Origin of the sequence: Bacillus cereus group sp. MYBK227-1, from assembly GCF_051916325.1 — a bacterium.
Taxonomy (GTDB): domain Bacteria; phylum Bacillota; class Bacilli; order Bacillales; family Bacillaceae_G; genus Bacillus_A; species Bacillus_A cereus.
Genome location: NZ_JBQAGK010000003.1, coordinates 1035638 through 1056914, shown reverse-complemented (window position 1 = coordinate 1056914; position 21277 = coordinate 1035638). Strand labels below are relative to the sequence as shown.

Sequence of the window (21277 nt, the reverse complement as noted above, 5' to 3'; positions counted from 1 at the left end):
GCTTTTATCTGTTATAACTCTTCCCCTCTCGTTTCGACCACACGTTTATACCAATGAAACGAAAGTTTCTTCTTACGTTTTAAGTTATCATTATGATCGACAAAAATAAAGCCATATTGCTTTTTATATCCATTTAACCAACTTAAAAGATCAATCACTGACCATGCATAATAACCTTTTAAGTTAATTCCCTCTTCAATTGCACGCTTCATTACTTTTAAATGCGCTTCAATAAATTTAATTCTCGGAACATCTACAATTTCTCCGTCAATGATTGGATCTTCATCACCAAGTCCATTTTCCGTTACATACATCTTTATGTCACCGTAACGCGCTTTCAACATATGCACTCCCTCTAAGAAACCTTCGGGAGATATTTCCCATCCCCATTTTGTATATGTTTTATCATCCATTTTAACTGTTCGATAAAAACCATCAAAAGAAGGGTTACCTGGAGCAAGCGTTGAGTTTTCTCGAGAATGTTCCTCACTCTTTATATCCATATCGTATCTTTCTACTCGTATTGGTTGATAATAATTCAAGCCAATAAAATCATTTTCTTCTGCATTTTGTTTAATGATTTCTAATTCTTCAACCGTCCAATTAGGAGTCCATCCTTTTTCCTTTAATTGTTGTACAACATAAGACGGATACTCGCCTTTTAAAATTGGATCATAATACCAATACGTTTCATATTCATTCGCATGATTTGCTGCTTGTATATTTTCTTTTTGATCATCCACACTATAAGCTGGTAAGAAAACATGTGTAATCCCAATCTCACCATATTGTTTCAGCTGCTTGTACACCGCAACTGTTTTCGCGTGTGCATAAAATACATAATGAGTCGCTTGAAAATACTTTGGAACATCATTTTGTATTCCTGGTGGATGTGCACCTTTTAAATAACCTAATCCACAAAACATTACGGTCTCATTAAAAGTAATCCAATGCTTAACTCTGTCACCAAATGCCTTAAAACAAGTTTCTGCATATTTTACGAAAGCCTCTGCTGTTCTTTTATTCGTCCATCCACCATCTTTTTCTAACGGTAATGGTAAATCCCAATGATATAAAGTGACAAACGGCACAATCCCGTATTTTAAACATTCATCAATTAAGTTGTTATAAAATTCAATCCCTTTTTCATTTACCTTTCCATCTCCAGTCGGCAATATTCTCGCCCAAGAAATAGAAAAACGATACGATTCTAATCCCATCTCAGCCATTAAGCGAACATCTTCCTTATATCGATGATAATGATCAACAGCTACATCACCATTTGTTCCATTGTATGTTTTGCCAGGAATTTTTGAAAACTCGTCCCAATTCGTAACACCTTTTCCATCTTCATTCCATGCACCTTCTACTTGATAAGAAGCTGAAGCAGCTCCGAATAAAAAATCATGTGGAAACTTCATAGTATATACCTCCATTTCATTACAACAAATCAAATTCAATCATACATATAAAATTTATAGGTACAAATTTTATATGTATGATTATATCTTATGTTTTTATTTTTTTCTATTATAAAAGTACAATTTATATTGTTGGTTATTGGAAAAGAAATAAGAAGCGATATATTTTATCGCTTCTCACTCTCATCATCTTTATTCTTTTATTAATGACTTATTCGCTCTTATAACTTCTTGATACAATAATGGTGACCACTTTTCATTTATGTAGTCTTGAATTACCCAGCCTACTCTCGCAGGATTCTTTTGTTTTATATGGTTTGCAATTTCAGGATTTATATAAGAGGCATAGTAATATGGACTATTCCATGCTGTACCACCAGAAGACAAGCTTGTAAAATTTATATATAGATGATTTAAATCCTCGCTATTGTTCATCGTTTCATTCATTGTATCTTTAATAGATTTTACTTTCTCATCATAACTCACTTTATATTTATCTTGTACTGTTACATTTACATTTTGATTTACAGTTGTGGTAAACGTCTCATTATCTGGCCAATAAAAATTATTATATCCTCCAGATTCATTACTACCACTATATCTTTTTAGTAGTACAATTTTCCCACGAGCATCTCCAAGTTTTATATTTCCTTCTGTTTTTAAAAAGATAGGATCAACAAAATAATTTTTTTCAAACGTACTACTAAATGAATCTTCTGCCCCTTTCATATCCTCATACTCTTTTTTTAAAGACATAATAATCGTTTCACTCGGGTTATCTCTTAAAAATTGTTTCGCTTCGTTTATGAATTCATGCAGTGTTACATAAAGATATAATGGCCCATGATGAAGAACTATCGTATTATCATCTGTTAAACGTCCTCTTATATCAAAAATGCGAGCTCCATGGTCCATTTGATAGCGAAAATCATATTCTTGCGTCATTCCCCATACTTGCTTAATCGGATTTTGCAACTTGAACGTCCCACTATCGTGTGTTCCTGGAATTGAAATTCGTGCTAACGGGATATTATCAGGTATAGGTTGCATCCATTTCGACCAATTTTCAAGCTCATTAACAGAGCTAGCTGCAACTACTTGCTTATCATGTAAAGCAAATACAAATGTGATAAATATTGTACTACATATGAATAATTTCAAAATTAACTTCTTATTGCTCATTATTATCCCTCTCTTTTTCTGTTTTTATATCAAACTTATTGAATATAATATAAGCTAGTTCAGAAAAAATAAATAACATTTCATCAATATGAAATATTGCATAGAAGTAAAGTTAAAAAATCATTCACATATACTAAATTAGAAAAATTTAAAGGAACTTCATCTGAAGTTCCTTTTACTTATTTTATGTTCAATACGTATGAACCATCTGTATTCTCATATTTATAGACGTATAAATAATATTTACCTGGCTTTGCATTATAAGTTCCTTTAACTACATTGCCTTCATTTTCACCATATGCTACATAGTTATTTAAATCTGATTCATGATGAAGTACCCATGTCATTCCGATATTTTGTTCATTTAATAGAGAAATATTAATATTTTCCGGCGAGTCAATTTGGAAAGTAAATACATCTACTCTATCACTATTATGTAGCATTCCTTTCACCGGTGTATGAAAGTTAACTTTATTTGCCTGTCTAGGCTCATTATTTGGTTCATTTTCTGTTACTTGTAATTCATTCCCACCGTTTGGTTTTCTTTGTTCATAGCCTAAGTTTACTAGTATAGACTTCAAATCTGGTAAAACACCAATTTTATCTGCATATGGATCTTTAGATTTTGTTCCTGTGCTCTGGTTGCTTAATATTGCTCTTAGTTCACTAGGTCTATATGGTTGTCCTAAATTTTCTTTAGCAATGCTTTGTACTAAAGTCGCTGCCCCAGCAATAATTGGCGAGGCACTAGATGTTCCGCTAAAGCTTGAAGTATATAGATTTACAGCACTTCTACTTTGTTCAGCTGTAGTTGTATCTACATTTTCTCCCCATCCGTACACATCAATACGGCTTCCATAATTCGAAAACCACATACGTTCATGAGGGAAAGATGAAGAGCCAGCGCCTACCATAATTGCACCCGAATCTTTAAAATCTTTACTATTACGATTTAAGACTTGCTTACCTTTTCTATCTTTGAACTGGTCTAAATCATTCCACCCATTTGCTCCAGCCTCTATAATTACAATCCCTTTATCTGTACCAGCACGAATTGCATCAAAAATATCTGGTTGTACTTCAACAGGTAAATATTTATCACCATATCCATCAAAGGATGCTTGCGCCTCTAATAATAAAACATCCCCAGCTTCTAACTGATTTACAGCGCTTAATATTGCATCAGCCGTATTATACTGTCCGTTATCTCTTATTTGAGAGATAACCTTTGCTTTCGCTTTTGGCGCAATCCCAATATTCCCGACTTCATTGTCCTCAGAGGATACAATTCCTAGTACAGACGTCCCATGACCGACATGCTGATCTATATTTCTTCCAGACATTAATTCAATATTTTGATGTAATAAATCCTCATGATTTAATAGCCATCCGTATTCCATATCAACAAAAGTAATACCATTTCCATTACCGCCTTGAATTCCCCAGGCGAAAGGCGCATTAATACCGTATGGGGCTGCTTCAAGATAACCTTGTTTTTTAAATCTAGGATTGTTATTAGGATTAAGAGCTACACTTGATGATTGCACTTCAGGTGGCATTATTTTCTCTTGTTTCTTCATATACGCATCTTCTATTAAAGAAGATGCCTTTAACTTATCTACTATTTCTTCTTCATACCCACTATTTTGATTTTGAAGAATATAGTAGTTTAATAGACTTGTAGATACATGATTAGGTGCTTTCACTTCAAGGTTTTGTATTTGTTCCGGGCTTACAGATGTGAATAAACGAGTAAATGTTACATCTGGATATTCTGTCAAAAGATCTTTTATTATTTTATCATTCGTTTGAGATTGTATTTGCTTTTCAATACCATCTTCATATGGCAAATCCAAATCCGCTTTAAATTTTACAATGATTTGCTTATCTGTTTCTTGTTCTATCCCTAATTTACTCTGCTGTTCTATAGAATCAGCATATACACTATTGATAGTGCCTCCTGTTCCTAAAAGTGTTGTAATGATTACAGTTGACGCACACATTTTTTGAAATATTTTCATTACATCAATCCTCCTATTAATAATTATTAATCATTATATTAATCTATAATGATTAATTCTATAACGTATTCCCTTTCTACTAAATAGATTATAGTAATCAGAAATATGAACTTCAATGTATTTTCATATGCAATATTTCATATTCTGACTCTACACTAAACGAATATGAAACTTATAGTGATTATTTATTTTATATGTGCTAATATACTTACATTAATATATTACGCATATACACATTTCAAACTACATTACTTAATCGTTTCACCTTAATTTTTTCTTAGGAGGATTTACAATGAAATTACTAAAAATAAAACATATAATTCCTTTATCTGCGGCCGCAATTACATTCGTATGTAGTCAAAGTACAGCTGAAGCTTCTACCATTCATACAGTAAAAAAGAACGATACACTTTGGGGCATTAGTAAACAATACGGAGTTTCAATACAATCCATTAAACAGGCTAATAATAAAGGAAACGATAAAACCTTTATTGGCGAACAGTTACATATTCCAGGGTCCGTGAAATCAAATGAAATCACTGTTCCTCAAAATGCCAAGCCTGCGAACATTTCTGAACAAATTATTTATCAAGTACAACCGGGAGATTCATTAGAAACGATAGCAAAGCGTTACAATGTCACTGTCCAATCTATAAAACAAATGAACAATACAGTCGGAAACAAGCTTTATACAGGACAACATTTAAAAATCAACTCAAGTATTTCACAAAAAGAAAAAGACTTAATGGCACGCTTAGTTACCGCTGAAGCAGGTGGCGAATCCTATAAAGGAAAAGTAGCAGTAGCCAAAGTTATACTAAATCGTGTAAATGCAAAAGGTTTTCCAAATACAATAACAGGCGTTATTTATGAACCTATTAAATACGGATATGCATTTACTCCTGTTACAGATGGAAGAATTAATCAACCTGCAAGTGCAGAAGCAAAAATGGCTGTAGAAGAGGCTATCTCCACAAATGGAGTAGATTCAGACTGGATTTATTTCTACAATCCAAAAACATCAACGGACAAGTGGATTACGACACGTCAAACAGTAGCAGTAATTGGTAATCATGTGTTTGCTAAATAAGATTTAAAATCATTAACAGACCTCTTCACTTAAAAGGTCTGTTTTTTTCTATGTAAGATGTTATTAATCATATGACATAGTTATTTTTTAAACTGTTTCTTCTTTCAAATAAAAATTTTTGTATTTACTCCACCACTCGTAGAAATTAATAAAGCATCAAGTTCAAAAACTCCCACTTTATTAATAAAAGCTATTTCTTAACTTCATAAAATTGTTATACACTAGAAAAATAAAAAACAAACTATTCGTTAGCAGGTGGAAGAATATGTATGATGTTACGATTATCGGCGCTGGAGTAAGTAGCATTTTTATGGCTTATTCAATAGCTAAAAGTAACAAAAAAGTTTTAATTCTTGATAAAGGTAAAGCGCTAGAAGATCGCCATTGTCCTTTAGACGAAGGAAAAGTGTGTAATTGTACTACATGTGATAAATATTTCGGGTTTGGTGGTTTAGGCAAATCTGAAGGGAAATTTAATTATACAAACGGATTTGGCGGAGAACTTGAGAAAAAAGTCGGTAAAGAGGGTTTTTTACAACTCATGGCTGAAGTAGATGAAATTCTATGTCAGTTTGGTGGAAGTTCGGTTTCAAAATATTCTACTGAAAATTCAAGTCTCACTAAGAGAGCTGAAGCGTGTGGTTTACAAATGCTAACAACAGAAGTAAGACATCTTGGTACTACACTTTCCAGTAACATTTTTCAGCAGCTCTATGAATTTTTACTGACGAAAATAAAGATTCAATTTCATATAGATGTACAACATATTCTGAAACAGGAAGATCATTTTACAATAGATACAAATCAAGGAACAGTTCAAACTAAGCAACTAGTATTTGCAACTGGGCGCTCTGGGGCCGATTGGTTAAAAGAAATGTGCAGTTCCCTAAATATTTCTCAGGAGCAAACACGTGTAGATTTAGGAATTAGAGTAGAAATGAAAGAACATCAATTACGTTCTATATTAAAAGATACTTTTGAAACAAAACTTTCTTATCAAGGTGAGCATTTCACAGCAACTACTTACTGTATGAATCCAAAAGGACGCATCATTCGAAAGTACGAAGAAGGTTTAGTTATGCCTGACGGTCAAAATTTTCGAGAGCAAGGAACTGGCACTTCTAATTTAAATTTCACTTTATTTATTCCTAGCTATTTTCCAACTCTCAAAGAAGCAAATGTATACGCAAGTTCAATTATTAAAGGCATTAACCAAGGACGAGATCGGATTGTTATACAGCGCTTAGAGGACTTACTAAAGAAACAACCTACGGCGGAAAACAGCATGGAACATAGCCGTATACAGCCTACACTACAGGGGGATTATGGAGATTTGAATCAAGAAATTCCTCAATTATATATTGAAGGGCTCAAAGAATTTTTATTACGTTTAGAACAATTTATACAAGAACCTATTGATCAACATACTTTACTATATGGAATTGATGGAAAGTTCTATGCTCCTACGATAAAAATTAATAATCATTTTGAAACTAGTATACATGGGCTATTTTTAATTGGAGATTGTTCAGGCGTTACGCATTCATTATCTCAAGCAGCTGCAAGTGGTCTGTATGTTGGAAAGTACTTATCTGACATTTAATTTCTATCATTAAAATGTCAGTCAAATATTTTCAATTTCAAAACACTTTACTTACATATAGTAAAATTATATTAATAAACCCCCTATCCTTCCCTGCTAATAATTAACCGACAAAAAATCGGGATTTTACAAAATACATATGTAATATAACTGTATATTTAAAACGATTGACATTCAATTCTAATAAATTGAATGTCAACAGTTTTAAAAGTCTCTATCCATTTTCACTTTTATTTGTTCGATATTTTGTAACATCATCATAGTGTTTAATATGGTAGGATGTCTATAAGTCAATTTCACTACAACTATGACTTGTTCTGCCCGTTTCTCAAAAAGAGTTATATTTATGCTACTACGCTTTAAAAATCCCCATTGTATATATATGAATACTTCAAATTATTCCCTTTAGAAAACAAAGTCTAAATGGTTCATTACACTCTAATAGTTATAAAAACATAATATATAACTTTAGTTAAATAAATTATATAAAGAAGGTGTAAAAATGAAGAACAAAATAAATTTACAAATGCAAAATATAAGTTTTGTTATAATAATGGCTTTAGCGGTATGGTTAAAAACATATCTTATTACGCGATTCAGTTTTGATTTAAAAATCGAGTCTTCAACGCAAGAGCTCATTTTGTTTATTAGCCCTCTAGCCGCATCATTAGCATTTGTTGGATTAGCATTATTTGCAACTGGTGAAAAGCGAAATTATATAGCGCTCTGTATTAATTTCTTATTAACAATCGTGCTTGTTGGAAATGTAATGTTCTATGATTTTTATAGTGATTTCGTTACATTACCAGTACTTGGACAAACCTCAAACTTCGGCCAATTAGGCGGCAGTATTATAGAAATATTAAACTACAAAATTATACTCGCATTCGTAGACATTGTTTTCTTCTTTATTTTATTAAAAAAGAAATCATTGGTCTTTAAAACAGAACGTGTAACTCATTCTACGCGCTTGTTATACTTTCTTTTAACGATTGGTGTATTCTTTGCGAATCTACATCTTGCAGAAAAAGAGCGCCCTGAATTATTAACAAGATCATTCGACCGAGTCATGCTTGTCAAAAATTTAGGCTTATATACTCACCAAGTATATGACTTAACACTGCAAGTAAAAGCTGGGTCACAAAAAGCACTTGCTGATAGTAGTAAATTACAAGAAACTGAAAACTACGTAAAAGCAAATCAAAGCGAGCCAAACCCTAATATGTTTGGTGCAGCGAAAGGAAAAAACGTAATTGTCGTCACTCTTGAATCCTTGCAGACCTTCTTAATAGGCGCATCAGTGAACGGGCAAGAAGTTACACCATTCCTAAATGAATTCATAAATGAAAGTTATTACTTTGATAACTTTTTCCATCAAACTGGTCAAGGGAAAACATCTGATTCTGAATTTCTAATCGATACGTCGTTGTATCCATTAAATCGAGGAGCTGTATTCTTTACACACGGTAACAATGATTATACTGCAACTCCAGAAATTTTACGTCAGCAAGGTTATTTCACTTCTGTATTTCATGCGAATAACGCAACATTTTGGAATCGTAATATCATGTACTCTGCTCTTGGTTATGATCGTTACTATAATGAGCTTGATTACAAAATTACACCAGAAACAAATTTAAATTGGGGATTAAAAGATATCGAATACTTTGATCAATCAGTAGATATATTAAAAACTGTTAATCAACCATTCTATGCTCGTTTCCTTACTTTAACAAACCATTATCCATTTACGTATGATGAAGATACAAAATTCATTGAACCATACAACTCTGGTAATGGCGTATTTGATCGTTACATCGTAACAGCACGTTACTTAGACGAATCAATTAAAAAATTTATTGAACGTCTAAAGGCCGAGGGGCTTTACGATGATTCTATTATTGTCTTATACGGTGATCATTATGGTATTTCCGAAAAACATAATCGTGCAATGGCACAGTTTTTAGAAAAAGATCAAATAACAGAATTTGATACTTTAAATTTACAACGTACACCTTTATATATTCATATTCCTGGACAAACAGAAGGTCAAACTATTTCAAAGCCTACTGGACAAATCGATATGAAACCTACTATTCTAAATTTATTAGGTGTTGATTCTACGAATGATATTCGTTTTGGCCATGATATGTTTTCAGATGAATATACTGGCTTTGTTGTTTTACGTGATGGTAGCTTCGTTACAGATAAGTATGCATACAAAAACAACACTTTCTACGACCGTATAACAGGTGAAATTGTAGATTTACAAAAAAAAGAAGCTCAAGCCCTCATTAAACGTGCCCAAAATGAATTACGAATGTCTGACAAAATTATTGAAGGCGATTTATTACGCTTCTCAGAAAGCAATAAAATTAAAACTGGCGAAGTACAAACTAAAATTAAAGAAACAGAAAAATAATCTATATATGAAAAAGGAGCAACTTATTACAGTTGCTCCCTTTTACTTTTATTCTACGCTTGTTTCTAAAGCTACATCCGTATAGGTATTATCATTACCTATATTTAAAATTACTTCACATTGACGCAATCTCAATTCAAAGAGCATGATAGAATCATGATAGATTTCAGGATTTGATTTCATCTTATGTAATATCTCTTGTTTTTCTTGTATTTCTAAATGCGTGTTTTCTACAGCTTGCTTTAAAGAGTTAAATGGATTCCTAAAGAATATATTAATATCTCGCTCTTGTGTGTTTTCAAACAGCTCAAATTGCAAGAAAAATTTCTTCATAATAGAAGCCGTTACTTCAGTATAATCTTCATTTTCTACATACTGTTTGTATTTGTTATATAGCATAGATTTATTTTTAGGAAGAACTCCAAACAATTTACCGGCACTTTTCAGTAAAAATTGTGCTGGCGTAAATCGACGTAAAATATTTACTTCATCCATTTGTATTCTAGTCGTCATCCTGTCAGTATCTCTGCGCCAGTCATCAAGCACTTTAAAGTCACATTCTAACTGTATTCTATTTTCTCCAAATAGTGAATTAAGCCCTTCACTAAGTTCTTCTAAATACGTTTGACTTTGAAGAAGCTCATTATTAGAAGTTGCAATCCAATTTTGCATAGAAAGAGCCAGATTAGGTAACACAGTTTGTTCTAAATATTTATGCACTCTTTCATTCATTGCTTTATTTAGTTCCGTATCCATGTGCCCGAAATCACTTTCTTCACTAATTAAATTAGAACAGCTCTTTAATATCTTCGGAATATTTTCAGTAAGATCATTTGTAATTTCAGTCTTCATTGAACGATATGATTGTGTAATGAAATGAATTTTTTCCCTCTCAAATGTAGTAAGGTTATTAATGCTACCGTTTAGTTTCACTAGCATATCTTCATTCCAATTAATAGCATCCACCAGATTATTTTCTTTCTCAACACGTTTATCCAAAAGATATGTAATTGTTTTTCGAATGAAAAATAATAACTTTTCAGTACGTTCTGCATCGATATTTTTATGATTAAAGTTAAAATGAATAAACTCAGTTAAATCATTTAATTGTTGACTACTTGTATATAACGAGGAATAAGGGAAAATTCTCGCATACGGGAAATATGTGTTTATTCTCGTTGCCGTATCATGTAATACCCTTTTCACTTCTGCTTCACTGTAAATGTTATCGATTTTATTTAATAAGAAATGAATTTGTAAATTTGGCGTATGTTCTTGAATACTTAATAGAATGTCACGTTCTTTATCAGTAAAAGGTGAATCCGCATTCAATACGAACAGTAATTCGTCTACAGAATTTAAATATTCGAATATCTCATCTCTAGTGTCGTTATTCCTATTAAAGCCAGGTGTCACTACAAATGTAAGTTTATTTTCATTTAAAAATCTGCATGGTAATTTAAATTCAACACACGCTCTATCTCTATATGTTTGATGGTGCTGAGACATCATATTATGGTAATCAGAGACATCTTCCGTTGTTGTAATTGCTGAGTCTGTTATAGCGTTTATTTCTATATGAGCATCATTTTTTAAAACTACTACATTTGAAATTGATTTTTCTAATATATTTTCTCCTAATATAGAGTTAATAAATGTAGTTTTTCCGTTCCCTGAAGTTCCCGTTACTAAAATACGATTTGTTCTTAAATCTGCGAGCTCGTCAACTAACCATTTAAATCGGTGACCTATTTCTATATTCTGCTTTTGTGCCCACTGTGTAATAGATTCAAAAAGGTGTAAGCTGTACTCTAAGCCATTTACATGATTAATAGAATGTGACAGTAAGTTTTCCGCATGTTCTATATTTGCTGAATCTATTTTGGAAGGGAAAATCTCATCCCATGCCAATACAGCTGCAGATGGAAATACAGCATAAGATGGATTGACTACCTTTAACCAATTTGCTAACAGATTTGGTATGATATCGTTTAATTGTCTAAGCGTATATTGACCTTGAATTAATGCAAAGTACGTTTCTTCGTAAAGAGCAGAAACTTTGTTCCATATATCGGACGAATGTATTTCAATATGTAAGAAAAATTCATTTATTGTGTTAAGCCACAATAAGTAATTTTTTTCATTTTTATAACTGTTCCAGAGTGATGAAACCATTTGCGTAAATTGTACTTGATCTACATTATTTAATGTAGCTAATGCATCATAAAAATAGTCTGGTGAAATATGTTTAGTAAACCCTTTATCGATATATCCTTTTAACACCTCAAACCAAGGATACGATTCTATGCGAATTAACTCATTCACAGCAAGCTCTACTGCACTATCAAAATCTTGCTGTTCCTCATAAAAGGAACGGGCAATTTTTGTGACATTCGGATAATCAGGATTTAAAGAAACTGCTTCTTTAATAACACCGAAAGCTGAGTCAAAATTATTTTGCTCAATGTAAAGAGAAAGTAATTGTAGTCTAATTTCGGTCATCAATATTTTATTATCAGTAGTAATAGAAGTATAAATATTTTCAGCAAATGATAACTGATTCAGTTCGAAATAAGCATCCGCAATATTTTTTTGTGCCCATGGTGCTAATTCATTACTAACCTTCTCCCATTTAAAAATAGCTGCTTCAAAATCTTGATGACGATAATAAAATTCACCTTGTGCAAAACGAATATAAGACCCATCAGAAATCTCATTTTTTTCTTCGTTTACATAAGCTTGTCCAAGTACGTCAAGAGTTGGTTTTGTTTCATTCTCCATTAGGAATGTTTCATAATACATCTTTTTTATTAATTGTTTTTCTAATCTCATCTTTTCCCCCACTATATCTTGAAAATACATTTTTAAGATATGTCAATACTTTTTGTATGTATGCTTTTTATCTTAACAAAGAATATCTTTTGGAAAATTTCATTTTCCTTTCATTTTTCAAGTTAGATTGAATTTTTATGAGAAAAGTTTCAGTTTTTTTTCAATTACCTTTCAGTTATGAAACAGCATTAAATGTTCCTAATAACCTAATAACACTATAATATTCCACATTATATTATCAAGAAAACCCCATATAAACCATATTATAAAAACAATCTATATTGAATTTATATACATAATTAACTGTGCTGTCAAACAAAAAAAACAACAATAGGAGCCAACAGCTATTCATACCATTTCTTTCTCAAATTGTTTTCCTTTAAAATGTTTCAGTAGTTATGTAATTAAATTCCATTAACCTATATAAATAACTAGTCCAAAAAATATCTATATGCATATCATGTTATAGTAAAGAATTTAGGAGATCCTAAAAGGAGGCATTTTCATGTTTGAAGATAAATCTAAAATAAATTACCCATATGAATTTACTGAAACTACAACAGTTCCTCTAAAGAACCCCATTGATAAAAAATTCAAGAACGGCACAGGTACACATAACTTCCCAATTAAGAAGCACTATAAAGAGCAAGTTCTATACACTGAAAAAATTAATAATAATAAAAATAAGTAATTGTATAGATCTTTATAACAATTAGCTAAATAAGAAGCAACATTCAACCATGCATAGTTATTTAGTTAGTAATGATACAATTCATGCACATTTTAAAAAGTGCTGTATACAGCGCTTTTTTATACATAGATAAATTTAAGCTAACACAACCAAGAAATAAACGGTAAAATTACTCCACCATATTCTCGTTTAACTATTAAATCTACATATGAAAAGGGAGCAACAGTAAATGTTGCTCCCTTTTGAAATATAATTTATTCACTCTACATAACCCTCTTAAACATCTTCTCCAACTCATAAGTAGAATGATGCACAAGAATCGGTCTTCCGTGTGGGCATGTGTATGGGTTTGTTGTTGTACGTAATTCTTCCAGTAAGGCAAATATTTGATCGTTCGTTAAATATTGATTCGCTTTAATGGATGCTTTACAGCTCATCATGATGGCTGCTTCTTCACGTAACTTTTTAATATCCACTTTTTTTAGTTTGACAACTTGCTCCATCATTTCATCGATAATTTCTGTTTCTTGTCCTTTCGGGAACCATGTTGGATGCGAGCGGACGATAAAGGATTGATGGCCGAATTGTTCTAAAAATAGCCCAACTTTTTTTAGTTCTTCTAACTGTTCTTCGACACGTAAAAATTCAGTAAGAGATAGATCAATACGGTACGGTACAAGTAACTCTTGTACTTCTTGCGCTACCCTTCCTACTTTATCACGGAAGTATTCATAATTAATACGTTCCTGCGCGGCATGCTGGTCAATCATATATAAGCCTTTATCATTTTGAGCGAAAATATATGTTCCATGCATTTGTCCAATTGGATAAAGCGGTGGTAAGTCATTCCCGTTCATTTCAATCTCTTTTATTTCCCGAACTTCTTCTTCTAATTCCTCTAGTTCAAAATCCTCTTCATTACTGTCCCACGATTTCTCTTCTTGAATTGGTTCTTCGATTATCGGTTTAGTGGATGGTTGCCAACTTTGTTCTTCTCTTATGAGCGACTGTGGTGGTTGCCATTCTTGTTTCGGCGGTTGCCACAGTTGTGGTGGCTGTTTCACAGCCTGCGGTTCTTCTTGTTTTGCATCCATGCCAGTTGGTAAAACAATGTCCGGCATAGATGGTTCTTTCGGCTTCGCATGCTCAAACTGGAACTGTTCTTGCACACTTTCGTCTTTTTCTTTTTTCTTCGTTGTTACGCCTGCATCTGGAATGAGCTGTATTTTTTTAAATGCAGCTTGCAATGTTTCTTCGATCAGCTTTAGCAATTCTTGTTCTTTACTAAAACGAACCTCTAACTTCGCTGGATGTACGTTAACGTCAACTAGCATTGGATCCATTTCAATCGATAAGAAGCCAATTGGATACCGGCCAACTGGCAGTAATGTATGGTAGCCTTGCTGAATTGCTTTCATTAGTACAAAGTTTCGAACGTAACGACCATTTACGATCGTTGACATATAATTACGAGATGCTCTCGTTACTTCTGGTAATGTTACATAGCCTTTAATTGTAAAGTCTAAAGATTCAGCTTCAATTGGAACAAGCTTCTTCGCAACTTGAATACTGTAAATCGATGCAAGTACTTGTCTTACATCACCGTTACCTGATGTATGAAGCAATTTCTTTTCATTATGAAACAGTTTTAACGATACTTCTGGATGTGACATTGCAATACGATACACGATATCTGTAATATTCCCGAGCTCCGTATGAATGGTTTTCATATATTTAAGACGCGCTGGTGTATTAAAGAATAAGTTTTGTACTGTAATATCTGTTCCTTTTCGGCTCGCAGTTTTCTCTTGTTTTATAATGTCTCCACCTTTAATTATGAGGTGTGTACCAGGCGCATCACCTGTGCTAGTAATTAATTCTAATTCACTAACAGAGGCAATACTCGGCAATGCCTCACCGCGGAAACCGAGTGTTCTTATGCGAAACAGATCGTTTTCATCTTTAATTTTACTCGTCGCATGGCGTTCAAAAGCGACGATACAGTCTTCTTCTGCAATACCATCACCGTTATCAATGATACGAATTTTCGATAACCCAGCTTCTTCTAAGTGGATTTCAATAGATGTACTATTCGCATCGATAGAATTTTCCACAAGTTCTTTTACGACTGAAGCAGGGCGCTCTACTACTTCCCCTGCCGCAATTAAGTTAGAGAGTTGGTCATCGAGTTTGCGAATTTTCCCCATCTACTTACTCATCCTTTCTTTAACTTTTTCTGTAAGCGATACAATTCGTTCATCGCCTCTAAAGGTGTCATATCAAGTAAATCGATTTTTTTAATTTGCGCCAATACTGCTGTTTCTTTTTGATCTAGCAGAGGTTTGTCTTGTTTCTTCGAAGACTGTTCTCCTCCAAAGAAAGATAGTTGCGATTCTTCTTCAGTCTCTACTTTCGTTTCCTGTATTTCTGCTATTTCCTCTTTTACAACTACAGGTTCTGGAGCAGCTTCTTGTACTTTCACTTCTACTCGTTTTGGAATAATAATTTCTTCCTGTCCTTCTAGCTGTGCTAACACTTCTTTCGCGCGGGCGATTAAGCTATCTGGAAGCTCTGCAAGTTGCGCAACGTGAATTCCGTAACTTTTATCAGCTGCCCCGTCTTGAATTTTATGAAGGAATACTACTTTTCCATTCTCTTCAATTGCTGAAACGTGTACATTTTTCAGTTGATCTAAACTCTCTTCTAACACAGTCAATTCATGATAATGCGTAGAGAATAACGTTTTTGCACCAATTTGGTCATGAATATGTTCAATGATTGCTTGTGCAAGTGCCATACCATCATAGGTAGATGTACCTCGTCCAATTTCATCGAATAAAATTAAACTTCTTTCTGATGCGTTTGCAATTGCATTTTTCGCTTCTAACATTTCGACCATAAATGTACTTTGACCTGATATTAAATCATCCGCTGCACCAATTCTCGTAAAGATTTGATCAAATACAGGTAATACTGCTTCTGTTGCTGGTACGAAACAACCGATTTGCGACATAACAGTTACAAGTGCTAATTGTCTCATATACGTACTTTTACCAGACATGTTCGGTCCTGTAATTAAAAAGACATCCATCTTCTCTGGCATAATACAATCATTCGGTACATACAATTTCCCGTTCAATACTTTTTCAACGACAGGATGACGACCATCTTTAATAAAGATTTCACGCTTCGTTGTTAGTACAGGTTTTACAAACTGTTCTTCTTCACTAACTGTCGCAAAACTTTGCAGTACGTCTAATTCACTAATTACTTTTGCTAAATGTTGTAATTTCGGAATAAATACTTTTACTTCTTCACGAAGCGCTGTAAATAAATCGTATTCTAGTTGTACAATTTTTTCTTCTGCTTCTAAAATTAACGTTTCTTTTTCTTTCAGTTCATCTGTAATGAAACGTTCAGCATTAGCAAGCGTCTGTTTACGTTCATAGCGACCTTCTGGAAGTGCTGCAAGATTCGCTTTCGTTACTTCAATGTAGTAACCGAAAATACGGTTGTATCCGATTTTTAACGATTTAATTCCAGTAATATCACGTTCTCTTTTTTCAAGCTCAGCAATCCACGTTTTCCCGTTTTTACTCACGTAACGATATTGATCAAGCTTGTCATTATAACCATCTTTAATAATATCTCCATCTTTAATTGAAAGCGGTGGGTTTTCTTGAATACTTCTTCCTAGTAATTCTGTTAAGCTTTCACATGGATCTGCACCTTGAATTAATCTCGATGCATAAGCGTTATCTAACAAACTAATTGCTTCTAAAATAGCTGGCACTTGAAGTAATGAACGTCTTAATTGTAATAAGTCTCTTGCATTTACGTTACCAAATGCAACTTTTCCTGCTAAGCGTTCTAAATCATATACTTCTTTTAACTTTTCTTTTAAATCTTCACGTAAGAAGTAATCATTTACAAACGTTTCAACCATTTCTAAACGCTCTTCAATTCTTTCTTTCTGTATAAGTGGACGTTCCATCCACTGTTTTAACATACGACCACCCATAGCTGTTTTCGTCTTATCCAATAACCATAATAGTGATCCTGTTTTTTCTTTCGTCCGAAGTGTTTCTGTCAGTTCTAAGTTTCGCTTTGAATGTACATCAATTTTCATAAATTGATTCGTATAATAAATTTCTACTGGTTGCAAATGATCTAAAGAACGTTTTTGCGTTCTTATTACATAGTTAAATAAACGTCCAACTGCTTTAATTAATTTTGCTTGTGAAACATTTTTCACAAGATGTTCTAATCCTTCCGGAATTGCCGTTGCATCTTCATACGAAATCGTCATTTTCAATGTTTCAGTTAACTTGTTTAGTTCATCTTTAGAAAATGAAGAATCAACAACAATTTCTTTCGAACCAGTTGCATACACTTCTAATAAAATATCTTCTACTGAACCAGTCAGTAACGTTACTGTATTTTGTCCAGTCGTTAAGTCGTTACAAGCTAATGCATATGATCCATCTTCAAAATGTGTTAATGCGGCTAAGAAGTTGTTTTCTTTCTCATCAATTGTACGCCCTTCCATCATCGTTCCTGGCGTAATTAATTGTACTACTTCACGACGTACTACACCTTTAGCTGTTTTCGGATCTTCTACTTGCTCACAAACAGCTACTTTATATCCTTTTTCAACAAGTTGTTCAATATAGTTTTTAGCCGCATGATATGGTACACCGCACATTGGTATACGTTCACTACTACCACCATCTCGGCTCGTTAATGTAATTTCAAGTTCATGGGCTGCTTTAACAGCATCCTCAAAGAACATTTCATAAAAATCGCCTAAGCGAAAAAATAAAAAGGCATCTTGATAATCTGCCTTAACCTTTAAATATTGCTGTATCATAGGCGTATATTGAGTCATACTTTTCCTCCATAATTCTTACATGATAATCTATTTTCATATATGTCGCATTTCACGGACACTCTTATCTCCTATTTCAGGAGTCTTTCTTCATTATAACATATTTCATAAAGAATCATGTTCATTCAGCGCCACTTATGTAAAGTAAAAAGCTAGGAAGAACTTCTCCCTAGCTTTCTATTACTCTTCTTCTGCATCAACGATAAAGTTCGGATCTAATTCTTCAAATTCATCATCAGCAATTTGGAAATCATCATCTGATTCTACGCAGCCTTCAGGATTTACACTTACACAAATTTTCGTTTCTCCAACTACTTCTGTTACAAATTCACGTTCTACAGTTACAACAATTTTATTACCATTTGGTGATACAAGTGCTTCTAAACAATTTGGCGGCTGAATAACACGAGCAATAATTTCTAAATCGTCACCAGAAAAGTTTTTATCACGATAACCAATACTTACTTCGTCCGTGTAGTTCACACGTTCTGTTACAACTTCAGTCTTTGTATTTCCATCAAATGAATACCAAGTGTTCACATCATAGAAACCTTCAATTTCCACATGTTTTCCATTCTTTCTTGCTTCGTACGAGTGGTTAATTACCCAGCACCCTAAAATACTTGTTGGCTCATTATTCGATTCACATGTATGCGTTGACTTTGTATACTTACGTCCTTTTCCAACCACTGCTTTTGTAATAATCTCTCTAAATTCGGACATTCGTAACCCTCCTCAATCACTATTCACTTAATCATATGCGTGACAATAGCGGAATGTGTCATTCTTTTTTTTGAGAAGACCTTACGTTTAATCCACAAAAAAAGAGATGTCAATATGACATCTCTTTAACAACCACAATTTCCTTTTTTACTTTCTACTGCTGCGCCAGTTTCACCCTTTAGTACATCGCCACCAGTTGAAATTAATATTTCATCTGTTACGTTGTTAGAAATTGTACTAGCAACTAACTGTAATAAGTCATTTACGTATGTTTGTGAAGATTTAAATTGTTGTACGACTGGAATACTGTCTAACTTATCTTGCAATGCATCAATTTCAGCTTCTACCTTTTTTAAAGCTTCCCATTTCCCGTAATGTTGCAAGTTTACTGCTTGTTTTTGCAGTGCTTTAATTTCATCGATTGCGCGCTTTACATTTTCATTTTTATGAATTTGCGCCTCTGCTTTCTTAAAAAAATCAACTTCTTCTGTTTCAGAAATCATTTTTGCTAATTCTTTCGCTTGTTCAACAATGTCATCTTTCGAATATACTTTCATCTATTATTTCACCTCAATCGGCTCTTCAACTAATTCCCCGTTAAGAGACCAAGTTTTTGCTTCCGTTATTTTTACTTTCACAAGCTGACCAATTAAAGATTTTGAAGCGACGAAGTTTACAAGTTTATTCCTACGAGTATAACCTGCAAGTACTTCCGGATTATTTTTACTTTCCCCATCAACTAACACTTCTACAATTTGACCTTTGTAACGACTATTCTTTTCAATTGCCAACGTATTTACTAGTGTATTTAAGCGTTGAAGACGTTCTTTCTTTACTTCCATCGGTACATTATCTTTCATTTTTGCAGCTGGTGTACCTTCGCGAGGAGAGTAAATGAATGTAAAGGCAGTATCAAACCCTACTTCACGATATAACGACATCGTTTCTTCAAATTGCTCATCTGTTTCATTTGGAAAACCAACGATAATATCTGTTGTTAATACTGCATCTGGAATTGCTTCTTTAATTTTTCTTACAAGTTCTAAATAATGCTCACGCGAATATTTACGTGCCATAATTTTCAGCATATCCGTACTTCCAGATTGAACTGGTAAATGGATATGTTCTACTAGGTTGCCACCTTTGCCAAGCACTTCAATTAAGTGATCATCGAAATCACGTGGATGGCTCGTTGTAAAACGAATACGGGCAATATCAACTTTACGAAGTTCGTCCATTAAATCGCCAAGACCGTATTCTATATCTTCAAAGTCTTTACCATATGCATTTACGTTTTGACCAAGTAAAGTAATTTCTTTATAACCATTTGCAGCTAAATGACGAATCTCTTGGATAATATCTTCTGGACGTCTACTTCGCTCTTTTCCGCGTGTATACGGTACAATACAATACGTACAGAATTTATCACAGCCATACATAATATTTACCCAAGCTTTAATATCACCACGACGTACTTTCGGAAGGTTTTCAATTACGTCACCTTCTTTTGACCATACTTCAACTACCGTCTCTTTCGAGAACATCGCATCTTTTAGAATGTACGGTAATCTATGAATATTATGCGTTCCAAATACCATATCTACATGCTGATTTTTTTGCATAATTTTATTTACAACAGATTCCTCTTGAGACATACAACCACATACACCAATTAAAAGGTCTGGATTTCTTCGTTTGAGTGACTTTAAATGGCCTAGCTCACCAAACACCTTATTTTCAGCATTTTCACGAATTGCACAAGTGTTTAATAAAACTACATCTGCATCCTCAGTTGAAAAAGTTGGTTCATATCCAAGTGCGGTGAAAATACCTGCCATTACTTCCGTATCATGCTCATTCATTTGACAACCATATGTACGAATATAGAACTTTCTTCCTGTACCAAAATTGCGAAACTCTTCAGGTAAGCCAAAATCCCGTTCAATTTTAACTTCTTCTTTCCCGCGCTTTTTCGCATCCTTTAAGGAAGGTGGTTGATATACATTTTCAAAGTATTTACTATAATCTTTCTCTTCTTTTTTCGTAGAGGAATTTGCTTGTTGACTTGCTAATCGTTGTTGCTCGTTCATCGGTAATCTCCTTTCACCCTTAACTATACATACTCTATAGTCCATTTTAATGCGCCTAGACTCACCTCAAAAATGGTTAGATAGCTTGAGAGATAACTTGTCCTTTGAAACTTGAGTAATCAATCTAATCATTCATAAGAATGAAGTCTTCCCCACGCAAATAGACATTCCCTTTTTATCATTTCTTGTTGTCCTACCAAAAAGCATATTGCTTTATCCCTATAAACATTACCATAGTATGATGTATTTCGCCAATTTTAACAATAAAGAGGCCCTTTATTATCTTACATTTCATAAGCAATGAACTTGCCATT

At 33.3% G+C, this 21277-nt stretch carries 13 protein-coding genes; 4 read left to right on the top strand and 9 right to left on the bottom strand.

What is annotated here, in order from left to right; translation table 11 throughout:
- Nucleotides 1-11: 11 nt before the first annotated feature.
- The 3 genes from ACTFRM_RS18770 to ACTFRM_RS18760 all read right to left on the bottom strand — a co-directional run bounded on the left by ACTFRM_RS18770 (nucleotide 12) and on the right by ACTFRM_RS18760 (nucleotide 4624).
- The gene (locus tag ACTFRM_RS18770; protein WP_320480867.1) at nucleotides 12-1421 is read right to left on the bottom strand and encodes a glycoside hydrolase family 1 protein; all 1410 of its coding nucleotides are present in this window, start codon (nucleotides 1419-1421) and stop codon (nucleotides 12-14) included.
- A 192-nt stretch (nucleotides 1422-1613) separates the two neighbouring features.
- Nucleotides 1614-2603: a phosphatidylinositol diacylglycerol-lyase gene (plcA, locus tag ACTFRM_RS18765; protein WP_000066288.1), complete on the bottom strand. Its 990-nt coding sequence runs from the start codon at nucleotides 2601-2603 to the stop codon at nucleotides 1614-1616.
- Nucleotides 2604-2782: 179 nt separating this feature from the next.
- Nucleotides 2783-4624 carry a S8 family peptidase gene (locus ACTFRM_RS18760; protein WP_000689195.1) on the bottom strand — a complete coding sequence of 614 codons (1842 nt, stop codon included), beginning with the start codon at nucleotides 4622-4624 and terminating at the stop codon, nucleotides 2783-2785.
- A 292-nt stretch (nucleotides 4625-4916) separates the two neighbouring features.
- Between ACTFRM_RS18760 and ACTFRM_RS18755 the strand changes: the two genes are divergently transcribed.
- The 3 genes from ACTFRM_RS18755 (at nucleotide 4917) to ACTFRM_RS18745 (ending at nucleotide 9739) form a co-directional block, all read left to right on the top strand.
- Nucleotides 4917-5714 carry a cell wall hydrolase gene (locus ACTFRM_RS18755; RefSeq protein WP_000771005.1) on the top strand — a complete coding sequence of 266 codons (798 nt, stop codon included), beginning with the start codon at nucleotides 4917-4919 and terminating at the stop codon, nucleotides 5712-5714.
- 265 nt (nucleotides 5715-5979) lie between these two features.
- Nucleotides 5980-7317 (top strand): NAD(P)/FAD-dependent oxidoreductase, encoded by a 1338-nt coding sequence (locus ACTFRM_RS18750; RefSeq protein ID WP_440043478.1) that lies wholly within the window; start codon nucleotides 5980-5982, stop codon nucleotides 7315-7317.
- Nucleotides 7318-7819: 502 nt separating this feature from the next.
- A complete protein-coding gene (locus ACTFRM_RS18745) occupies nucleotides 7820-9739 on the top strand; it encodes an LTA synthase family protein (protein ID WP_134208440.1) in 1920 nt (639 codons plus the stop codon).
- A 48-nt stretch (nucleotides 9740-9787) separates the two neighbouring features.
- On the opposite strand, the gene ACTFRM_RS18740 is transcribed toward ACTFRM_RS18745, so the two are convergent.
- Nucleotides 9788-12571 carry a dynamin family protein gene (locus tag ACTFRM_RS18740; protein WP_001235309.1) on the bottom strand — a complete coding sequence of 928 codons (2784 nt, stop codon included), beginning with the start codon at nucleotides 12569-12571 and terminating at the stop codon, nucleotides 9788-9790.
- 505 nt (nucleotides 12572-13076) lie between these two features.
- Between ACTFRM_RS18740 and ACTFRM_RS18735 the strand changes: the two genes are divergently transcribed.
- Nucleotides 13077-13262 carry a hypothetical protein gene (locus ACTFRM_RS18735; RefSeq protein WP_000461138.1) on the top strand — a complete coding sequence of 62 codons (186 nt, stop codon included), beginning with the start codon at nucleotides 13077-13079 and terminating at the stop codon, nucleotides 13260-13262.
- A gap of 263 nt (nucleotides 13263-13525) precedes the next feature.
- Here ACTFRM_RS18735 and mutL read toward each other — a convergent pair whose 3' ends face one another.
- From mutL to miaB, 5 genes are all read right to left on the bottom strand, one after another.
- A complete protein-coding gene (mutL, locus tag ACTFRM_RS18730; RefSeq protein ID WP_000516465.1) occupies nucleotides 13526-15469 on the bottom strand; it encodes a DNA mismatch repair endonuclease MutL in 1944 nt (647 codons plus the stop codon).
- 8 nt (nucleotides 15470-15477) lie between these two features.
- Complete coding sequence (gene mutS / locus ACTFRM_RS18725; protein ID WP_000196021.1) at nucleotides 15478-18150, bottom strand: DNA mismatch repair protein MutS; 2673 nt, start codon at nucleotides 18148-18150, stop codon at nucleotides 15478-15480.
- Between the two features lie 180 nt (nucleotides 18151-18330).
- A complete protein-coding gene (cotE, locus tag ACTFRM_RS18720) occupies nucleotides 18331-18873 on the bottom strand; it encodes an outer spore coat protein CotE (protein WP_001288799.1) in 543 nt (180 codons plus the stop codon).
- Between the two features lie 125 nt (nucleotides 18874-18998).
- Nucleotides 18999-19430: a RicAFT regulatory complex protein RicA family protein gene (locus tag ACTFRM_RS18715; RefSeq protein WP_000870461.1), complete on the bottom strand. Its 432-nt coding sequence runs from the start codon at nucleotides 19428-19430 to the stop codon at nucleotides 18999-19001.
- 3 nt (nucleotides 19431-19433) lie between these two features.
- Nucleotides 19434-20963, bottom strand: a complete 1530-nt coding sequence (miaB, locus tag ACTFRM_RS18710; RefSeq protein ID WP_440043477.1) for a tRNA (N6-isopentenyl adenosine(37)-C2)-methylthiotransferase MiaB — start codon at nucleotides 20961-20963, stop codon at nucleotides 19434-19436.
- Nucleotides 20964-21277 lie beyond the last annotated feature (314 nt).

What these genes read in the sequence shown, in the direction of transcription:
- plcA (WP_000066288.1), bottom strand. Translation starts at nt 2,603, where the DNA reads ATGAGCAATAAGAAGTTAATTTTGAAATTATTCATATGTAGTACAATA.
- ACTFRM_RS18715 (WP_000870461.1), bottom strand. Translation starts at nt 19,430, where the DNA reads ATGAAAGTATATTCGAAAGATGACATTGTTGAACAAGCGAAAGAATTA.
- ACTFRM_RS18740 (WP_001235309.1), bottom strand. Translation starts at nt 12,571, where the DNA reads ATGAGATTAGAAAAACAATTAATAAAAAAGATGTATTATGAAACATTC.
- ACTFRM_RS18745 (WP_134208440.1), top strand. Translation starts at nt 7,820, where the DNA reads ATGAAGAACAAAATAAATTTACAAATGCAAAATATAAGTTTTGTTATA.
- ACTFRM_RS18760 (WP_000689195.1), bottom strand. Translation starts at nt 4,624, where the DNA reads ATGAAAATATTTCAAAAAATGTGTGCGTCAACTGTAATCATTACAACA.
- cotE (WP_001288799.1), bottom strand. Translation starts at nt 18,873, where the DNA reads ATGTCCGAATTTAGAGAGATTATTACAAAAGCAGTGGTTGGAAAAGGA.
- ACTFRM_RS18735 (WP_000461138.1), top strand. Translation starts at nt 13,077, where the DNA reads ATGTTTGAAGATAAATCTAAAATAAATTACCCATATGAATTTACTGAA.
- miaB (WP_440043477.1), bottom strand. Translation starts at nt 20,963, where the DNA reads ATGAACGAGCAACAACGATTAGCAAGTCAACAAGCAAATTCCTCTACG.
- ACTFRM_RS18755 (WP_000771005.1), top strand. Translation starts at nt 4,917, where the DNA reads ATGAAATTACTAAAAATAAAACATATAATTCCTTTATCTGCGGCCGCA.
- ACTFRM_RS18770 (WP_320480867.1), bottom strand. Translation starts at nt 1,421, where the DNA reads ATGAAGTTTCCACATGATTTTTTATTCGGAGCTGCTTCAGCTTCTTAT.
- ACTFRM_RS18750 (WP_440043478.1), top strand. Translation starts at nt 5,980, where the DNA reads ATGTATGATGTTACGATTATCGGCGCTGGAGTAAGTAGCATTTTTATG.
- mutS (WP_000196021.1), bottom strand. Translation starts at nt 18,150, where the DNA reads ATGACTCAATATACGCCTATGATACAGCAATATTTAAAGGTTAAGGCA.
- mutL (WP_000516465.1), bottom strand. Translation starts at nt 15,469, where the DNA reads ATGGGGAAAATTCGCAAACTCGATGACCAACTCTCTAACTTAATTGCG.